Genomic DNA, 15,676 nt, shown 5'->3' on the forward strand with positions numbered 1-15,676 from the left:
CCAGTTTCGCAAATTTCATGGAACGCGCAATGAAAAAGTTTTTCAATTAGGCGAGGAGGAAAATCTTGGAAAACCGAAAACCGAATAAAATCAAGGCATAGGCACCGTTCTTTAGAAATGAAAAAATATTCTGAAAAAATTGAAAAATGGCGAGCTTGCTGACATCATCGGCCATCCAACAATGACAAACCCTGTGGAGGGCCGGAAAATGGCCAGGATGCGCGCTGTCGATGCGGCGGTTCTCGTTCTTGAAAAGGAAGGTATTTCCTGCGCGTTCGGCGTGCCGGGCGCGGCGATCAATCCGCTCTACTCGGCACTGAAGGCGAGGGGCACGATCCGCCATGTCCTTGCCCGTCATGTCGAGGGTGCCTCGCACATGGCCGAAGGCTATACCCGCGCCAGATCAGGCAATATCGGGCTCTGCATCGGCACCTCGGGTCCGGCCGGCACCGACATGATCACCGGGCTTTACTCGGCCGCGGCCGATTCGATTCCGATCCTGTGCATCACCGGCCAGGCGCCACGCGCGCGGCTGAACAAGGAGGATTTCCAGGCCGTCGACATCGCCGCCATCGCTTCGCCTGTCGCCAAATGGGCGGTCACCGTCATGGAACCCTATCTGGTGCCGATGGCGCTGCAGAAGGCATTCCACCTGATGCGCTCGTCGCGGCCGGGGCCGGTCCTGATCGACCTGCCGGTCGATGTCCAACTGGCCGAGATCGAGTTCGACATCGACGCCTATGAGCCGCTGACGCCATTCAAGCCGGCGATGACGCGCGCCCAGGCCGAAAAGGCGCTGGCGATGCTCAACGCGGCCGAAAAGCCGCTGATCGTCGCCGGCGGCGGCATCATCAATGCCGATGCGTCGGATCTGCTCATCGAATTCGCCGAAATCTCCGGCGTGCCGGTCATTCCAACCTTGATGGGCTGGGGCGCGATCCCCGACGACCACCGGCTGATGGCCGGCATGTGCGGGCTGCAGACTTCGCATCGCTATGGCAATGCGACGATGCTGGAAGCCGACTTCGTGTTCGGCATCGGCAACCGCTGGGCCAATCGCCACACCGGCTCCGTGGACGTCTACACCAGGGGCAAGAAGTTCATCCATGTCGACATCGAGCCGACGCAGATCGGCCGCGTCTTCGCGCCGGACCTCGGCGTCGTTTCGGACGCGGGTGCGGCCCTTAAGATGCTGCTCGACGTCGCCACCGAGTGGAAGACGGCGGGCAAGCTGCGCGACTGGTCCGGCTGGGCGAAGGAATGCCAGGGCCGCAAGAAAACCATGAAGCGCAAGACGCATTTCGACCAGGTGCCGCTGAAGCCGCAGCGTGTCTACGAGGAGATGAACAAGGCGTTTGGCCGCGACGTCACCTATGTCACCACCATTGGCCTGTCGCAGATCGCCGGCGCGCAGTTCCTGCACGTCTACAAGCCGCGCAACTGGATCAATTGCGGCCAGGCCGGCCCGCTTGGCTGGACCTTGCCGGCGGCCCTTGGCGTTCGCGCCGCCGATCCCGATCGCACCATCGTGGCGCTGTCGGGCGACTATGATTTCCAGTTCATGATCGAGGAACTGGCGGTCGGCGCGCAGCACAAGCTGCCCTATCTCCATGTCGTCGTGAACAATGCCTATCTCGGCCTGATCCGTCAGGCGCAGCGCGGCTTTTCGATGGATTTCGAGGTCAGTCTCGCTTTCGAGAACATCAACCGATCAGGCGATCCCGAGGCCGGCTATGGCGTCGACCACATTGCGGTGGCCGAAGCCATGGGCTGCAAAGCGGTCAGGGTGCGCAAGCCGGAGGAATTCGCCGCCGCCTTCAAGGAGGCGCAGCGGCTGATGAAAGAGCATCAGGTTCCGGTGGTGCTCGAATTCATCCTCGAACGCGTCACCAACATCTCCATGGGCACCGAGATCGACAAGGTCACCGAATTCGAGGAACTTGCCGAAAGCCACGAAGATGCGCCGACGTCGATCGTCATGCTCGACTGATTCATTTTGTGAGGAAATTGCATTATGCCACGGTTTTCAGCCAATCTTTCCATGCTCTTTGGCGAGCATGACTTCCTCGACCGTTTCGATGCCGCCGCTCGCGCCGGCTTCAAGGGCGTCGAATATATCGGCCCGTATGATCACGCGCCCGATGTCGTCGCCGCCCGGTTGAAGAAGAACGGCCTGACGCAGGTGCTGTTCAATCTGCCCGTCGGCGACTGGGGCAAGGGCGAGCGTGGCATCGCCGTGCTGCCGGATCGCGTGCCGGAATTCCGGCAGGGCATCGCCAAGGCGATCACCTACGCGCAGGCGCTCGGCTGCCAGCAGGTCAACTGCCTGGCCGGCATCGCGCCAGCGGGCGTCGACCGCAAGGTGCTTGAGGATGTCTTTGCCGAAAACCTCGCCTTCGCGGCGGAGAAGCTGGAGCAAGCCGGCATCCGGCTGCTGATCGAGCCGATCAACACCCGCGACATTCCGGGCTTCTTCCTCAACTATTCGGATCAGGCGCTGGCGCTCATCGACCGTGTCGGGTCGAAGAACCTGTTCCTGCAATACGACATCTATCACATGCAGATCATGGAGGGGGATCTCGCCCGTACCATCGAGGCAAACCTCGGCCGCATCGCGCACATCCAGCTTGCGGACAATCCCGGCCGTCACGAGCCGGGGACGGGCGAGATCAACTATCCCTTCCTCTACGAGCATATCGACCGCATCGGTTACTCCGGCTGGGTCGGAGCGGAGTACAAGCCGAAGGCGGGCACCGAGGCCGGGCTGGGCTGGTTCCGGGACCTGGCCGGGCAGGGCAGCGCGGCGGCGTAGACGGGCGCTTCCCTTCTCCCCGTCGCTATACGGGGAGAAGGTGCCGGCAGGCGGATGAGGGGCAGCGCCGACCTTCGACGAGTTCGAGCAAAGACTTTCAGGAGAATTACCATGGAAACTATCGGCTTCATCGGCCTCGGCATCATGGGCGCGCCGATGGCGGGGCATCTGCTGGATGCCGGCTACAAGGTCATCGCCAGCGATCATCGCTCAAAGCCGCCGGCGGATCTCGTCGCCAAGGGCCTGAAGTCAGTCACGGGCCATGCCGCCGTGGCGAAAGCGGCGGACATCATCATCACCATGGTGCCCGACACACCACAGGTCGCCGATGTGCTGTTCGGCGAGAACGGCGTCGCGTCCGGCCTGTCCAAGGGCAAGCTGGTCGTCGACATGAGCTCTATCTCGCCGATCGAGACCAAGGCCTTCGCCAAAAGGATCAATGAGCTGGGCTGCGACTATCTCGACGCGCCGGTCTCCGGCGGCGAGGTTGGCGCCAAGGCGGCATCGCTGACCATCATGGTCGGCGGCGAGGAAAGGGCGTTCGAGCGCGCCAAACCCATCTTCGAAAAGATGGGCAAGAACATCACCCTGGTCGGACCGAACGGGGTTGGCCAGACCACCAAGGTGGCCAACCAGATCATCGTTGCACTCACCATTGAAGCCGTCGCCGAAGCGCTTGTTTTTGCGTCGAAAGCCGGTGCCGATCCAGCCAAGGTCAGGCAGGCGCTGATGGGCGGACTGGCCGCCTCGCGCATTCTCGAAGTGCATGGCGAGCGGATGGTCAAGCGCACCTTCGCGCCGGGCTTCCGCATCGAACTGCACCAGAAGGATCTTAACCTCGCGCTGGAGGGGGCGAAAGCGCTCGGCGTGTCGTTGCCCAACACTTCGACCACCCAGCAGCTGTTCAATTCCTGCGCCGCCAATGGCGGCGCGAAGGAAGATCATTCGGCGCTGGTCAGGGCGCTGGAGCGGATGGCCAATTTCGAGTTCGGCGGCGACGCTGCCGAAGTCAAAGGCAAAGCGGCATAGGTCAGGAGAGGGCGGCGCAACGTTCCCAAGCCGCCAACTCTTCCCTGTCGGAGAACGGGTTCCTGCGTCTGTCGCCGGAACCCGTTTGGCGTTTCAGCCTGCCGGCTAGTCCGCAAGTGCCTCGATAGGTCGACTTTGCTCGACCGCGTAGCGGATGAGGTCGGCCAAGTTTGTCAGAAAGCTTCTGGATTCTTCCGAAATTCCTTCATTGCGCTGAAGCTCCGCAACTTGCCTGGTCAAAGATGGGAGGGATTCGATCGGAACGGTCGCATCTTCATAGAAATCTTTGAACTGCAGTATGAATTCAAATGTGTTGTCACTCGCGATTGATATGATTTCATGATGTGCTGAGGGGCCGATCGGTACAGATCGGTCGACATGGCCTTTCGCGTCAAGGACAGCAAAATCCAACGGCACTCACCGGGCCGATCTGTGGTGCGCGAACCACCTTTGCGCCGCGTACAAGCTCACCGCGGCGGCGTTCGATACGTTGAGCGAACGGATCGCGCCCGGCATGTCGAGCCGCGCCAAGGTCGTCACCGTCTCGCGCGTCTTCTGGCGCAGGCCCTTGCCCTCGGCACCCAGTACAAGGGCGATCTTTTCTCCGGCAAAGCTCTTTTCGAGTTCCGCCGGGCCATCCGAATCAAGCCCGATGGTGCGGAAGCCGGCCTCGTGCAACTGGCCAAGAGCGTCGGCCAAATTCTTCACCTCGATCTGGTCGATGTGCTCCAGCGCACCCGAGGCGGATTTTGCCAGCACGCCCGATTCTTGCGGGCTGTGGCGAGCCGTGGTGATCAGCGCGCCGGCGCCGAAGGCGACCGCCGAGCGCAGGATGGCGCCGACATTGTGCGGATCGGTGACCTGGTCGAGCACCAGAACCAACTTTGCGTCCCCAAGTGCATCAAGTCGCTTGGGCTTCAGCGGCTCTGCTTCGATCAGCACGCCCTGATGCACGGCATCCGACCCGGTGATCTTGTCGATGTCCCTGGGTTCGACCAGTTCCGCCTTGAAGGGCAGGGCGGCGAGATCGGTTATCTCCAGGCGCTCGGCCGCATTGCGTGTCACCAGCATCTTCCTGATCTTGCGGCGCGGATTGTCGAGTGCCGCCCGCACCGTGTGCAGGCCGTAGAGTCGCACCAGGCCGTCCGCGGCGTTTTCGCCGGGCGGCACGGGCTGGCGTGGCCGGAAGGCCGGTGCGCCGCCGCTTTTCTCGTCGCGATAGGCGCGGCGAAGCTTGGCGTAATGGGTGTCTTTCGGGGTGTTGGCGTTGTTGCTCATGACCGGCTTCTATAGCCCTCTCCTACGGCTAAGGATATGGCCCGTCGCCGCAGCCGGCGAACAGAAACGAAAAACCCTGGCTGCGCGGTTGACACCCACCAGCCTTGCCGCCATAAGGCGCTTCGCTGGTTTCGGAGAAGATACAACTCGGGTCCGAATTGGCGCGAATGCCTCGTTGCATGGCTCCGGCGGCAGACTGGAGAGGTGCCCGAGTGGTTAAAGGGGACGGACTGTAAATCCGTTAGCTTAGCTTACGTTGGTTCGAATCCAACCCTCTCCACCACTGCCGGCCCGGAAGCCCTGAAACGCGAGGCGGGCATGGAAGCGGACGCTTGCCCGCCAAAGAAACCCTGAGGGGCGGATCGACGGCAGTACCGCTCACCGTCTCCAGTCCGCGGCGCTTCCGTAAATCGCCAGGTGCGGTCTCATTCGCTCATATCTTGCAGGGCGTCGTGCTTGACGATTTCGACGCTGCGCAGGCTGGACAGGCGGATCACGCCCTTGTCCTTCAGCCTGCTGAAAACCCGCGACACGGTCTCGATGGTGAGGCCGAGATAGTCGCCGATGTCCATGCGCGACATCGGCAGCTCGATCGGCTGCAATCCACCCTGCCGCTCGGCCATGTCGAGGAGGAAGGCGGCGACGCGTTCGATGGCATTCTGGCGGCCGAGGACCAACAGGTGTTCCTGCGCCCTGGTCAGCCCTTTGAGCGCCAGCGGCAGCAACTGACGGGAGATGTCCGCACCGGTGGCGAAGCGGAAGACGCGGATGCCGGTGGCGTTGATTGCCTCGGCGAAGAAATGATGCGTGCTGTCGGCCTCGAAGCCGAATGTCTCGCCGGCCAGGTGAAAGGCACTGATCTGGCGGCGGCCATCGGCCAGCAGGCGGTAGATGCGGACGGCGCCAAACTCGACCTGATAGAAGGGCCCGGCCTTCTCGCCCTGGGCATAGATTTCCGCGCCGGCGGGAAAGAAGCTGAGCGGTTGCAGCAATGCGGGCTCGAAAGCCTCTGGCAGGGCAGGCTGGGAGGACCGTGACGGCAGGGCGATTCTGGAGGTCGTGTAGGTGTGCATGGCTGTTTTCCCGGTTGATCCGCGACACAGCAATCGCGCGAATCCGCAGGTGGCGAAATTCGGTTATGTCCCTACGGGAAACTACCTAGGACCAGTTCTTCGGCGGGCAGACAGCGATCGCCGAAATCATGGGCGAACGGGACACGAACAGCGCGGCAATCGGCGGGTCCCATCGAGGGCGCGGCTGACGCTGGAGCCGCCGGCAAGGCGTCAGGGTTGCGGCCGATCGGCTGCCGAACCCGAACCGTTTCAGCATACTGTCGATGTCGCCGCGGCGGCTCACTCGCTGGCTTCGCGTCCGGACACCTGCTCGATCGATATCCGGAAGAAAACGTGCGGGGCGCTATCGGCAACCGGGGGAATGGCCGGCTTGAGCGCGCCAGGTTCCCACCAGTCGGCGTGCTGGCTCAGGACCGACCACGCATGATCGCGCTGAAGCTTGTGGCCGATGCGGTCGGGCAGTTCTTCATAGCGGCCGTCGACGACCACGCTTCTCCATCCTCGTCCCTGGCCGTGTTCGCCAACCTGGATCGACACCCGCGGATTGGCCCGCATCCAGTCGATCTTCTTGCCCGGCAAGGAGAACGCATAGAGGTGATTGTCGGAATGGGCATAGTGCAGGGGCACGACATAGGGCTGCCCATCCTTCGCGCAAGCCAGGTGGCCCAGGCGGCTGGCGGACAACAATTTGGTCGATTCCAGCACAGAAAGCGTCCGGACCAGCATCAATGCGATCTCCTGTTCTTCTCGGCCGTTGAGCCATCGCCACCAGCGACGTCGCGCCGGCGTGGGCCGGCGGCAGCGCATCACTGCCAGTTAGATGGCGCTTTGGTTCGCCGGAATATGATTCAAATCAAAGCGGGAATTGCCGCTTCCGCGCATCACATGGCAATGTGGAAGCCAATCCTAAGCGCTCCGTTTGGTCGCGACCTTGAACTCGCCGTCCTGGACGAGGACGGCGAACATGCGCTCGTATTTCCCTGCATAAGGGGGCGGCAGGGTTGGACGAACGCCGCGACCGGCGTTCGCGTCGACATCCGCCCAACCCATTGGCGCTACTGGGAGTCGAAGACAATGCCGACAGAAGGAGGCACGTCCCTGGGTGACGCTTCCTAGGGTTTGGATTCCACGATCAAGGCCATCCGCACGAGATGCGACAGGCTGTCCGCGCCCATCTTGCTCATTACATTGGCGCGATGAATCTCGACCGTGCGCGGGCTGATGCCCAGGTCATAGGCGATCGTCTTGTTCGGCAGACCCGCCACCAGCCCGTCCAGCACTTGCCGCTCCCGCTCCGAGAGTGCCGCCATGCGGCCATGGATTGCCGCTGATTGTGGGTGCGTTGCACCGGCCTGGTTGCGGTTGTCCAAGGCTGAGCGGATCGCATCGATCAAAACCTGGTCGTCGAACGGCTTCTCAATGAAATCGGAAGCTCCCTCCTTCATCGCCTGAACGGCCAGCGCCACATCGGCATGACCAGTCATGACAATGACTGGAATCGCCTGCCCGCGGGCTCTGAGCTGGCGCAGGAACTCGATGCCGTCAATGCCGGGCATGCGCACATCGGTCACGATACAGCCGTTGAGATCGCCCGTCGCGGTAGCCAGGAAGGCGGTCGCCGATTCATGCAGGCGCACGGCAAAGTCGGCCGTCGCCAGGAGAAAACCAAGCGACTTGCGGACGTCGACGTCGTCATCGACCACGTGCACGAGATCATTACCGGTCATTGGCGACCTCTCCCCTTTCAACGATGCGCAAGGTGAAGCGGAAAGCGGTCCCTCCGCCAGGGGCGGGCTCCGCCCAGATGTGGCCGCCATGCGATTCGACGATAGTACGGCAAATCGAGAGACCGACGCCCATGCCCTGCTTCTTGGTGGTGACAAATGGCTGGAAAAGCTGGGCCGAGACCTCCGGCGCAAGCCCCGTGCCCGTATCGATCACGCTTACCTCGGCCATCCCGTCATCCCGGGCGACGGTCATGACGTGCAATTCGCGGCGTGGCACACCTTGCATGGCTTCCACCGCGTTGCGCATCAGATTCAGCAGAACCTGCTGGATCTGGATGCGGTCGGTCAAGACCAGTTCGGCTAGCGGGTCGAGCTTGTAGCTGACACGGACATTTATCTCTCTCGCGCCGACCAGGGCCAGCGACGAGGCCTCTTCGATCAGCGTCGGCAAGCGTTCGACCTGACGCTCGCTCTCGCCTCTCGCGACGAAGTCCCGGAGGTGTCGTATAACATTCCCGGCCCGCAGCGCCTGTTCGGCTGCCTTTTCGACAGCCTCACGCAGCATCGGGGCATTCTCTTCCGTGCTTTTCTCGAGCAGTCGGCGGCTGCCTTTGAGGTAGTTCGTGATGGCGGTGAGAGGCTGGTTGATCTCATGCGCCAATGTCGAGGCCATTTCGCCAAGCGCGGTAAACCGCGCCATGTGCAGCAGCTCCTGCTGCTGCTCCTGTATTCTTGCTTCCGACCTATGCCGTTCGGTCAGGTCGCGGCAAAAGCCGGTAAAGAACCGGCCGGTACCCGGATGCATCTCGCCGACGGAAAGCTCCATCGGAAAGGTCGAGCCATCCTTGCGCATCCCGGTCACGGTGCGGCCGAGCCCGATGATTCGGCGCTCACCCGTCGTCAGGTAGCGGTGCAGATAGGCGTCATGCTCGCCATGATAGGGCGCCGGCATCAAGATGTTGACGTTTTGACCAATGGCTTCGCTCGACTGATAGCCAAACAGGGTTTCGGCCGCAGTGCTGAAGGATTGGATCCGGCCCTTTTCGTCGATGACGACCATGGCATCGGGGACGGTCGCCAGGATCGAACGCAAGTGATCTTCGCGCAACTGAAGGGCAGCGTTTGCGAAGGAAAGTTCGCTGACGTCGGTGCCCTCGACAAAGATGGCCGCGATACGCCCGTCGTCGTCCTTGATCGGCTGATAGACGAAATCGAGGATGCGCTCCTCGACAGATTCGCCATCCTTCTTGCGAAGCGCGATTTTTACTGCCCGCCCCCTGTATGGCTCGCCGGTTTCATACACCTTGTCGAGCAGTTCGTAGAAACCCTGGCCCTCGAGTTCGGGCAGGGCGTCGCGCACCGACTTTCCAATCACTTGCCGATCGCCAATCAGCCGTTGGTAGGCGGCATTGGTCAGCTCGAAGACATGACCCGGCTCGCGCATCAACGTCATGAACCCCGGGGCTTGCTCGAACATCAGGGCCAGCCGGTCATGCTCGGCCATGGTCCGCTGATCGCCGCGAACTCGATTGGTGACTTCGCTCAGGATGCACAGCACGCCACCGACCGTGCCGTCCACCTCGATGACCGGCGAGTATGAAATGTCGAAATAGGCCTCTTCGGCAATGCCGTGCCGATCACTCTGCAGTGGCTTCGCATGCGCAAAGACAGTCTCGCCGGAGGTGCGTACCTTGTTAAGCGATGGTTCGAGGTCGTCCCACAGCTTTGCTCGATTTGCCGACGCCGGGCGACCGAGCGCCAGCGGGTGCTTTCCGGCCAGCAATGAGGCACAGGCATCGTTGTAGAGCGCCACATGGTCGGCCCCCCAGAACAGGGCGATCGGTGTGCGAGCCGGGAGCATGGTGCAGACGGTGTTGATCAGCGTCTGAGACCATGACCCTATCGGGCCAACCGGTGAAGTTGACCAGTTATAAGACATGATCAGCCTGCCGATCTCGCCGCTACCGAACGCTGACACCGAGTTCAGCATGGTTTCGCCGGTCGGCAAAGCGCGCGTTTCCTTGTCGTTCACATGAAGTCCTTGGATGTGGGGACGTGCAATTTGGCCTAGTTATCACTCATCGCCCTCTCTGCCCACGCAAAACCGATCATGCCAGAGGCTCGTGATCGAGTGGGCCGGCAATTGAGAAAAAGTCTTTTTGACCCGCATCAAGGCATCGAGCGTCGGCGGATGCATTTCATCCTCGCGTTCCACCGGTCCAACGAGAGGCGCCCATCATGTCCTACAAGTCAATCATCGTGAATCTTGCCGTGGATGCACCTCCTGCAGCGACGGTGAAATTGGGGATCGAGCTTGCGGAGCGGTTTGGAGCCCGTCTCATCGGCCTGGCGGCTGCGGATGTCCCGCCCCTGGTCGCGACAGGCAACGGTATGGTCTACGAAGGGGAGATCATGCAGATCCAGCGCACGGAAATCGAAAAGCGGCTTGCCGAACTGCGAGCCGAATTCGAGAGACTGGTCCCCGCTTCAATCTTCAGCGAATGGGGGCAATCCGTTTCCAGCCCGACTCGTTTCCTGAGCGTTTCGGCCCGCATGGCCGATCTTATCGTTACCGGCAGCGAGAAAGGGGAAAATGTCTTTCGCGCAGTGGATGTCGGCAGCCTCGTACTCGGTACTGGCCGGCCGGTTCTGGTTGCCGCGAGCAATGTCGAGCATGTCATGGCAAAAACCGTGCTGGTTGCCTGGAAGGACACCAGGGAAGCGCGCCGGGCGATAGCGGATGCCCTGCCTTTCCTGGCCAAGGCCAACGAAGTCGTTGTTGCCACGATCGATACCGACCGCGACGAAAGCCTTCGCGACAGCCTCGCCGATGTCGCAGTCTTTCTCGAACATCACGGCATCATGGCACGAACCGAATCGATCGCCGGCGAGGCTGACGGCGATCAGTTGCTGACATTTGCGCGGTCGATCCATGCGGACCTGATCGTCTCCGGTGCATATGGTCACAGCCGTCTGCGGGAATGGGCGTTCGGCGGCGTCACGCGCTCGCTGATTGAGGAAAGCGGCATCAGCCGCTTCATGTCGTATTGATGATTTGACGCACGGCGACCGAGAGTTCAGCAGGTGATCGGTAACGGAACTGTTCGGCCTGCCTCGATGACGAACATGGCGAGGGTGTGAAGTCATGGCCAAGAAAAGTGCGGGCATCCTACCTTATCGCAGGTCTAACAGCGGCCTGCAGGTGCTGCTTGTCCACCCGGGCGGCCCGTTCTGGCAGAGCCGCGATCTCGGCGCGTGGTCCATTGCCAAGGGCGAGTATGGCGATGACGAACAGCCCGAGGCCGCGGCGCGTCGCGAATTCGCCGAGGAAACCGGCTGGGAGCTCGCGGCGGCACCGCTGCTTCCCCTGCGAGACTTGCGCCAGCGCGGAGGCAAGCTCATCACGGCCTTCGCGGTCGAAGGCGATTTCGACACCGCTACGCTGCGCAGCAACATGTTCGAAATGGAATGGCCGCCGCGCAGTGGCCGCGTGCAGTCCTTTCCCGAGATCGATCGTGGTGAGTGGCTGGATCTTGCCCAGGCTCGGGAAAAGATGCTTGCCGGCCAGCGGTCCTTTCTCGACCGGCTCGTGGCGTCCATCTAGCCAGCGGCATGGCTCCGACTTGAAAATCCTCTTGTTTTGACGGCTTTCGTTGCTCGGGAGCTTCAATCCATCGCTTCGCCGCCCGGACTTGGCAACGGCTCCGCCTGTTGACCGAGATCAATGTCGTGGGCGGCCAGCTTGGCAATGATGCCAGCTTGGCAGGAGTGATCGACATGAGCCTTCTCGACTACCTGATTTCCGTTGACGCCAGGACTGCCTTGATGGACCGCATGATGCGCAAGCTGGGCGTCGACAAACAATTGAAAATGGTGCCGGACCATATAGCCGTCACGAATCGGGCGGTGGACCGCTGCCGCTCCTGTGGCCATCAGGACGAATGCTCGATTTGGCTCGACGAACATCAGCAAGCCGATAGCCCGCCGGATTATTGCCGCAACCGTGACTTGATCGCACGGCTGCAACATACGCCCGGCCACCGTTAGAGCGCCGAGCGGACACACAGTTCGCGTCGACAGGATCGTATTGCCAGCCTCAGGCTACGAAACCAGAATGACGGACAGTGGGTCGGCGCAGAAGAGATCATCCTTGACGGCTTTGACGCCGGCGGCGTTTTCCGCCGCGACAATTGCTGCCTGGCGCTCGCGTTCATCGAAGATGGCGCCGCTCAGTTTCACCACGCCGTTGTCGACGGTGACATTTATCATGTCCTTGGCAACCCATTTCTGGGCAGCGAGTTCGGCCAGGATAGTCTGGCGGATCTGTTCGTCGTCGACGAACGTCGGGGCCATGGCTGACTGCGGGGGGAGCAATGCCCGAAGAAGGTCGGAGCGGGCTATGATACCGACAACCTTGCCGGCTTCGACGATCGGTATGCGTTTGATGCGGTGACGTGCCATCAGTTCGACGATCTCCGCGAGCGACGCGTCGCGGGTTGCCGTGATGACATCATCGGACATCACCTCTTCGACCTGTCGCCCGTTGGCTCGGACGTATTCATCGGCGGCTTTTCCGGGGCTGACGAAAAATTCCAGCCAACGCGAGCGCTTGCGCTCGGTGCCGAGTTCTCCACGCCGCAGGAAATCACCCTCGCTGACAATTCCAACCAACGTGCCGTCGCCGCGGATGACGGGCAGGCCACTGATCCTGTTCGAGAGCATCAACTGAGCCGCTTCGGCGACAGATGCGGACGGGACTATTCCGATCACTGGCGCGGTCATTATGGTTTCGGCTTGCATGGATGCCTCCTCAAACACCTGTTCTTACCATACATCGACATCCTGGCCGCGGCATGCCTTGATCTGAATCATTTTCAGCGAAGGGCAGCGTCGCGTATCGTGAGCGTTGGCGGCGTCGGCACGGGGAGGAGTGGCTTGCACACCAGCGGCCCTTTTCCCGATCGATCGCAGGCGGTTGCCCAGAATGATTGACCGGTTCGGCAAGACTGAAGGGCCGCTGGCATCGATTGGGAGATTAGTCGTCGTCTGATGCTTCACTCTCGCCAGCGATACCACCGGCGGACCGATCATCGCACTCATCGTCGCCGACGCCTTTGACTGCCTTGGGGCCGGTGGCGTCCTTCATCGGGATGGCCTCCAGATCGATTGGACCGGCAGGGGCGACGGCAGCTGGCGCTCCACATGACCCTTCGCTCGATTCAGCGGCCGCCGGCAGGGCAAGGATTGTGAGGCCTCCAAGTGCTACAAGCAAGAACATGGAATTGCGCATTATTTCGATATCCTTCTCAGCGCGGCCATGATTGGACGCGATGACAACCCAATAGAGAACTCTTGCTTGCTGCCGGCTGAGGATGGCTGACAGCGGATTGACAGCTTCCGTGTGCGAGATGCCTTGTTGATGATAGCCAAGCTGAAGCGTCTCATGGTGATGGGCCTGATCGGGCTTGCCCTGGTCCAGCCGCTTGCCGCGCTTGCCGACGAGGATGATGACGGCGACCACGATCGGGCGCGGGACCTCTACGAACACGGCGAAATCAAAGGCCTTGCCAAAATCCTGGACATCGTTCGCGCCAAAACGCCCGGCGATGTTGTCGCGGTCGACCTCATCCGCCTCGGCGGCAAATGGGTCTATCGGTTCCAGATCATCGTCGCGGATGGCCGTCGCAAGATCGTCGATGTCGACGCCGATGCCGGCGTCATCATGGGAGGCGGGGAGGGTGACTGATGAAAATTCTCCTTGCTGAGGACGAGCCGCGCATCGCGGCCGACATCGCGGCTGCCCTCAAGGCATCCGGGATGGCGGTCGATATCGTGCGCGATGGCGAAGCTGCATGGTTCTCCGGCGATGTCGAAACCTACGACGCGGCCATTCTGGATCTCGGATTGCCCAAGCTCGACGGCCTCACTGTCCTGAAACGCTGGCGGGCCAATGGCCGACGGTTTCCAGTTCTCATCCTGACGGCCAGGGGCATGTGGACGGAGCGTGTCGAAGGCATCAATTCCGGCGCCGATGACTATCTCCCAAAGCCTTTCGAAATGGAAGAACTGCTTGCCCGGTTGCGGGCAATTCTGCGGCGCTCGACGGGGCAGGCGGCGCCCGTGCTGAAGTCCGGGCCTTTGCTTCTGGACACGCGCCAGATGCGTATCTCGCTGCGCGGCATTCCCGTTTCGCTTTCGCCGCTGGAGTATCGGCTCCTGGCGTTTCTGATGCATCATGCCGGGAGCGTGGTGGCGCCCACCGAACTGGCCGAGCACCTGTATGATTCAGGCAATGACCGCGATCCGAACACGATCGAGGTCATTGTCGCGCGCCTGCGACGCAAGCTTGGCAGCGACGTCATCGAAACGCGACGTGGTTTCGGGTATCTGATACCCGATGAGCCCGCTTGATGGCCAACTCGATCCGCTTCAGGCTCTGGTTGGCGGCGACGGTCTCAATCCTCATCGCACTTGCCGTGGCGGGAGTCGGGCTGCGCTATCTATTCGAGTTGAATGTCGAACGGCGCGTCGTCAGTGAGCTGACCGTCGACCTCAACGACCTGATCGGCGCTACCGCATACGGCCCCGACGGCCGCCTTTCAGTTCAGGCAGCCCTGACCGACCCGCGCTTTTCCATTCCCTTGTCCGGTCATTACTGGCAGGTGGAGGACGTCGGCTCCGGCACCCTTGTCCGCTCGCGTTCACTATGGGATGCAACCCTTGCCTTGCCGACCCACGGAACCAGCGGCGAACTCAGGGAATTCAAGGAATTCAAAGGGCCCGACGGGGAGCTGGCCATCGCCGTCGAGCGCATGGTCACCGATGCCGACGGCCGATCGTTTCGCGCCATCGTCGCCGAAAACCATCGCGGCGTGGAACTGGCGGTCAGTGAATACGTCCGCGATCTTGCACCGGCCCTGATCCTTCTTGCCCTCGCTCTGATGGCAGCATTCTTCATCCAGATCACCGTCGGTCTTGCTCCGTTGGAAGGCCTGCGGGTCGCGGTTCGAAACGTGATTGCACAGCGAGCCGCGCGATTGGATGTAGCGGCGCCGAGCGAGGTGCAGCCGCTTGCCGATGAGATAAATCGGCTGCTCGATGCCCAGGAGAAGGCGCTGGCGCGCGCCCGATCCCGCGCGACAGATCTGGCGCATGGCCTCAAGACACCGCTGCAGGTCTTGTCGGCCGACATCCGCGCCCTGCGCAAGAAGGGCGAGACCAGCCTGGCCGACGAAATCGAGAAGAGCACGGCGGCGATCCGACGTCACGTCGAGCGGGAACTCGCGCGCGCCCGCCTCGCGCCGGGCGTATCGGCCAAGGCCTTTTGCCGCATTCGGGAAACGGCGGCGGGCGTCATTGCCGTGGTCAAACGCACGCCAGGCGGCGAGCAGCTTTCGTTCAAGGTGGAGATTGCCGACGATCTGATGGCGTCGATCGATGAAGGCGACCTGTCCGAAATCCTCGGCAATCTGGTCGAGAATGCGGTGCGCTACGCAAAATCCGAGGTGCGGGTCGCTGCATCCGCGACTTCCGGCGGTGTCGTCATTGCCGTCGCGGACGACGGCCCCGGTATTCCTGAAGCGGATCGGCAATCCGCCCTGTCGCGTGGTGTCCAACTGGACAGCAAGGGTGGCAGCAGCGGCCTTGGCCTTGCCATCGTCTCGGACATTGTCGAAGCTTACGGCGGACGCCTTGACATGGCCAACGCCAACCCCGGCCTGGTCGTGAGCATTTCCTTGCCACGACATCATTGACCC

The 15,676-nt window shown here is 61.8% G+C and carries 17 protein-coding genes and 1 tRNA gene; 10 read left to right on the forward strand and 8 right to left on the reverse strand.

The annotated features are described in order from the left end of the window. Positions 1 to 208: 208 nt before the first annotated feature. The 3 genes from gcl (at position 209) to OOJ09_RS14590 (ending at position 3,841) form a co-directional block, all read left to right on the forward strand. Positions 209 to 1,990, forward strand: a complete 1,782-nt coding sequence (gene gcl / locus OOJ09_RS14580; protein WP_269905883.1) for a glyoxylate carboligase — start codon at positions 209 to 211, stop codon at positions 1,988 to 1,990. Between the two features lie 24 nt (positions 1,991 to 2,014). Further along, positions 2,015 to 2,812, forward strand: coding sequence for a 2-oxo-tetronate isomerase (otnI, locus tag OOJ09_RS14585; protein WP_269905884.1), 798 nt, complete (start codon positions 2,015 to 2,017; stop codon positions 2,810 to 2,812). Positions 2,813 to 2,923: 111 nt separating this feature from the next. After that, positions 2,924 to 3,841 carry a 2-hydroxy-3-oxopropionate reductase gene (locus OOJ09_RS14590; protein WP_420107512.1) on the forward strand — a complete coding sequence of 306 codons (918 nt, stop codon included), beginning with the start codon at positions 2,924 to 2,926 and terminating at the stop codon, positions 3,839 to 3,841. A 105-nt stretch (positions 3,842 to 3,946) separates the two neighbouring features. Here the strand turns inward: OOJ09_RS14590 and OOJ09_RS14595 are convergent, their stop codons facing one another. Both OOJ09_RS14595 and OOJ09_RS14600 read right to left on the reverse strand, forming a co-directional pair. After that, positions 3,947 to 4,252: a hypothetical protein gene (locus OOJ09_RS14595; RefSeq protein WP_269905886.1), complete on the reverse strand. Its 306-nt coding sequence runs from the start codon at positions 4,250 to 4,252 to the stop codon at positions 3,947 to 3,949. Between the two features lie 6 nt (positions 4,253 to 4,258). Beyond that, positions 4,259 to 5,119 (reverse strand): TrmH family RNA methyltransferase, encoded by an 861-nt coding sequence (locus tag OOJ09_RS14600; RefSeq protein ID WP_269905887.1) that lies wholly within the window; start codon positions 5,117 to 5,119, stop codon positions 4,259 to 4,261. 198 nt (positions 5,120 to 5,317) lie between these two features. On the opposite strand from OOJ09_RS14600, the gene OOJ09_RS14605 reads away from it, so the two are divergent. Then, positions 5,318 to 5,402 (forward strand) — tRNA-Tyr (locus tag OOJ09_RS14605). Positions 5,403 to 5,544: 142 nt separating this feature from the next. On the opposite strand, the gene OOJ09_RS14610 is transcribed toward OOJ09_RS14605, so the two are convergent. The 4 genes from OOJ09_RS14610 to OOJ09_RS14630 all read right to left on the reverse strand — a co-directional run bounded on the left by OOJ09_RS14610 (position 5,545) and on the right by OOJ09_RS14630 (position 9,423). Next, complete coding sequence (locus OOJ09_RS14610; RefSeq protein ID WP_269905888.1) at positions 5,545 to 6,192, reverse strand: helix-turn-helix domain-containing protein; 648 nt, start codon at positions 6,190 to 6,192, stop codon at positions 5,545 to 5,547. 279 nt (positions 6,193 to 6,471) lie between these two features. Beyond that, entirely contained in the window at positions 6,472 to 6,918 is a 447-nt protein-coding gene (locus OOJ09_RS14615) for a pyridoxamine 5'-phosphate oxidase family protein (protein ID WP_269905889.1), read from the reverse strand. A gap of 386 nt (positions 6,919 to 7,304) precedes the next feature. Continuing rightward, positions 7,305 to 7,919 (reverse strand): response regulator FixJ, encoded by a 615-nt coding sequence (fixJ, locus tag OOJ09_RS14625; RefSeq protein WP_269905890.1) that lies wholly within the window; start codon positions 7,917 to 7,919, stop codon positions 7,305 to 7,307. Next, on the reverse strand, positions 7,909 to 9,423 hold the full coding sequence (locus tag OOJ09_RS14630; protein ID WP_269905975.1) for a PAS domain-containing sensor histidine kinase: 1,515 nt from the start codon (positions 9,421 to 9,423) through the stop codon (positions 7,909 to 7,911). The genes fixJ and OOJ09_RS14630 overlap by 11 nt, the downstream gene beginning before the upstream one ends. A gap of 734 nt (positions 9,424 to 10,157) precedes the next feature. Between OOJ09_RS14630 and OOJ09_RS14635 the strand changes: the two genes are divergently transcribed. From OOJ09_RS14635 to OOJ09_RS14645, 3 genes are all read left to right on the forward strand, one after another. Then, positions 10,158 to 10,970, forward strand: coding sequence for a universal stress protein (locus tag OOJ09_RS14635; RefSeq protein WP_269905891.1), 813 nt, complete (start codon positions 10,158 to 10,160; stop codon positions 10,968 to 10,970). Between the two features lie 94 nt (positions 10,971 to 11,064). Continuing rightward, positions 11,065 to 11,523 carry an NUDIX domain-containing protein gene (locus OOJ09_RS14640; RefSeq protein ID WP_269905892.1) on the forward strand — a complete coding sequence of 153 codons (459 nt, stop codon included), beginning with the start codon at positions 11,065 to 11,067 and terminating at the stop codon, positions 11,521 to 11,523. Positions 11,524 to 11,630: 107 nt separating this feature from the next. Beyond that, positions 11,631 to 11,966: a DUF6455 family protein gene (locus tag OOJ09_RS14645; protein WP_269905893.1), complete on the forward strand. Its 336-nt coding sequence runs from the start codon at positions 11,631 to 11,633 to the stop codon at positions 11,964 to 11,966. 54 nt (positions 11,967 to 12,020) lie between these two features. On the opposite strand, the gene OOJ09_RS14650 is transcribed toward OOJ09_RS14645, so the two are convergent. Further along, the gene (locus OOJ09_RS14650; protein ID WP_269905894.1) at positions 12,021 to 12,719 is read right to left on the reverse strand and encodes a CBS domain-containing protein; all 699 of its coding nucleotides are present in this window, start codon (positions 12,717 to 12,719) and stop codon (positions 12,021 to 12,023) included. Positions 12,720 to 12,954: 235 nt separating this feature from the next. Further along, positions 12,955 to 13,209: a hypothetical protein gene (locus tag OOJ09_RS14655; protein WP_269905895.1), complete on the reverse strand. Its 255-nt coding sequence runs from the start codon at positions 13,207 to 13,209 to the stop codon at positions 12,955 to 12,957. A 129-nt stretch (positions 13,210 to 13,338) separates the two neighbouring features. On the opposite strand from OOJ09_RS14655, the gene OOJ09_RS14660 reads away from it, so the two are divergent. The 3 genes from OOJ09_RS14660 to OOJ09_RS14670 are packed head-to-tail and all read left to right on the forward strand — an operon-like array spanning position 13,339 to position 15,673. Then, positions 13,339 to 13,665 carry a PepSY domain-containing protein gene (locus OOJ09_RS14660; RefSeq protein ID WP_269905896.1) on the forward strand — a complete coding sequence of 109 codons (327 nt, stop codon included), beginning with the start codon at positions 13,339 to 13,341 and terminating at the stop codon, positions 13,663 to 13,665. After that, positions 13,665 to 14,330, forward strand: coding sequence for a response regulator transcription factor (locus OOJ09_RS14665; protein ID WP_269905897.1), 666 nt, complete (start codon positions 13,665 to 13,667; stop codon positions 14,328 to 14,330). The genes OOJ09_RS14660 and OOJ09_RS14665 overlap by 1 nt, the downstream gene beginning before the upstream one ends. After that, positions 14,330 to 15,673, forward strand: coding sequence for a sensor histidine kinase (locus OOJ09_RS14670; protein ID WP_269905898.1), 1,344 nt, complete (start codon positions 14,330 to 14,332; stop codon positions 15,671 to 15,673). Before OOJ09_RS14665 ends, OOJ09_RS14670 begins: the two co-directional genes overlap by 1 nt. The last annotated feature ends 3 nt before the right edge of the window (positions 15,674 to 15,676 follow it).

Origin of the sequence: Mesorhizobium qingshengii (assembly GCF_027563465.1) — a bacterium.
GTDB classification, from domain to species: Bacteria; Pseudomonadota; Alphaproteobacteria; order Rhizobiales; family Rhizobiaceae; genus Mesorhizobium; species Mesorhizobium qingshengii_A.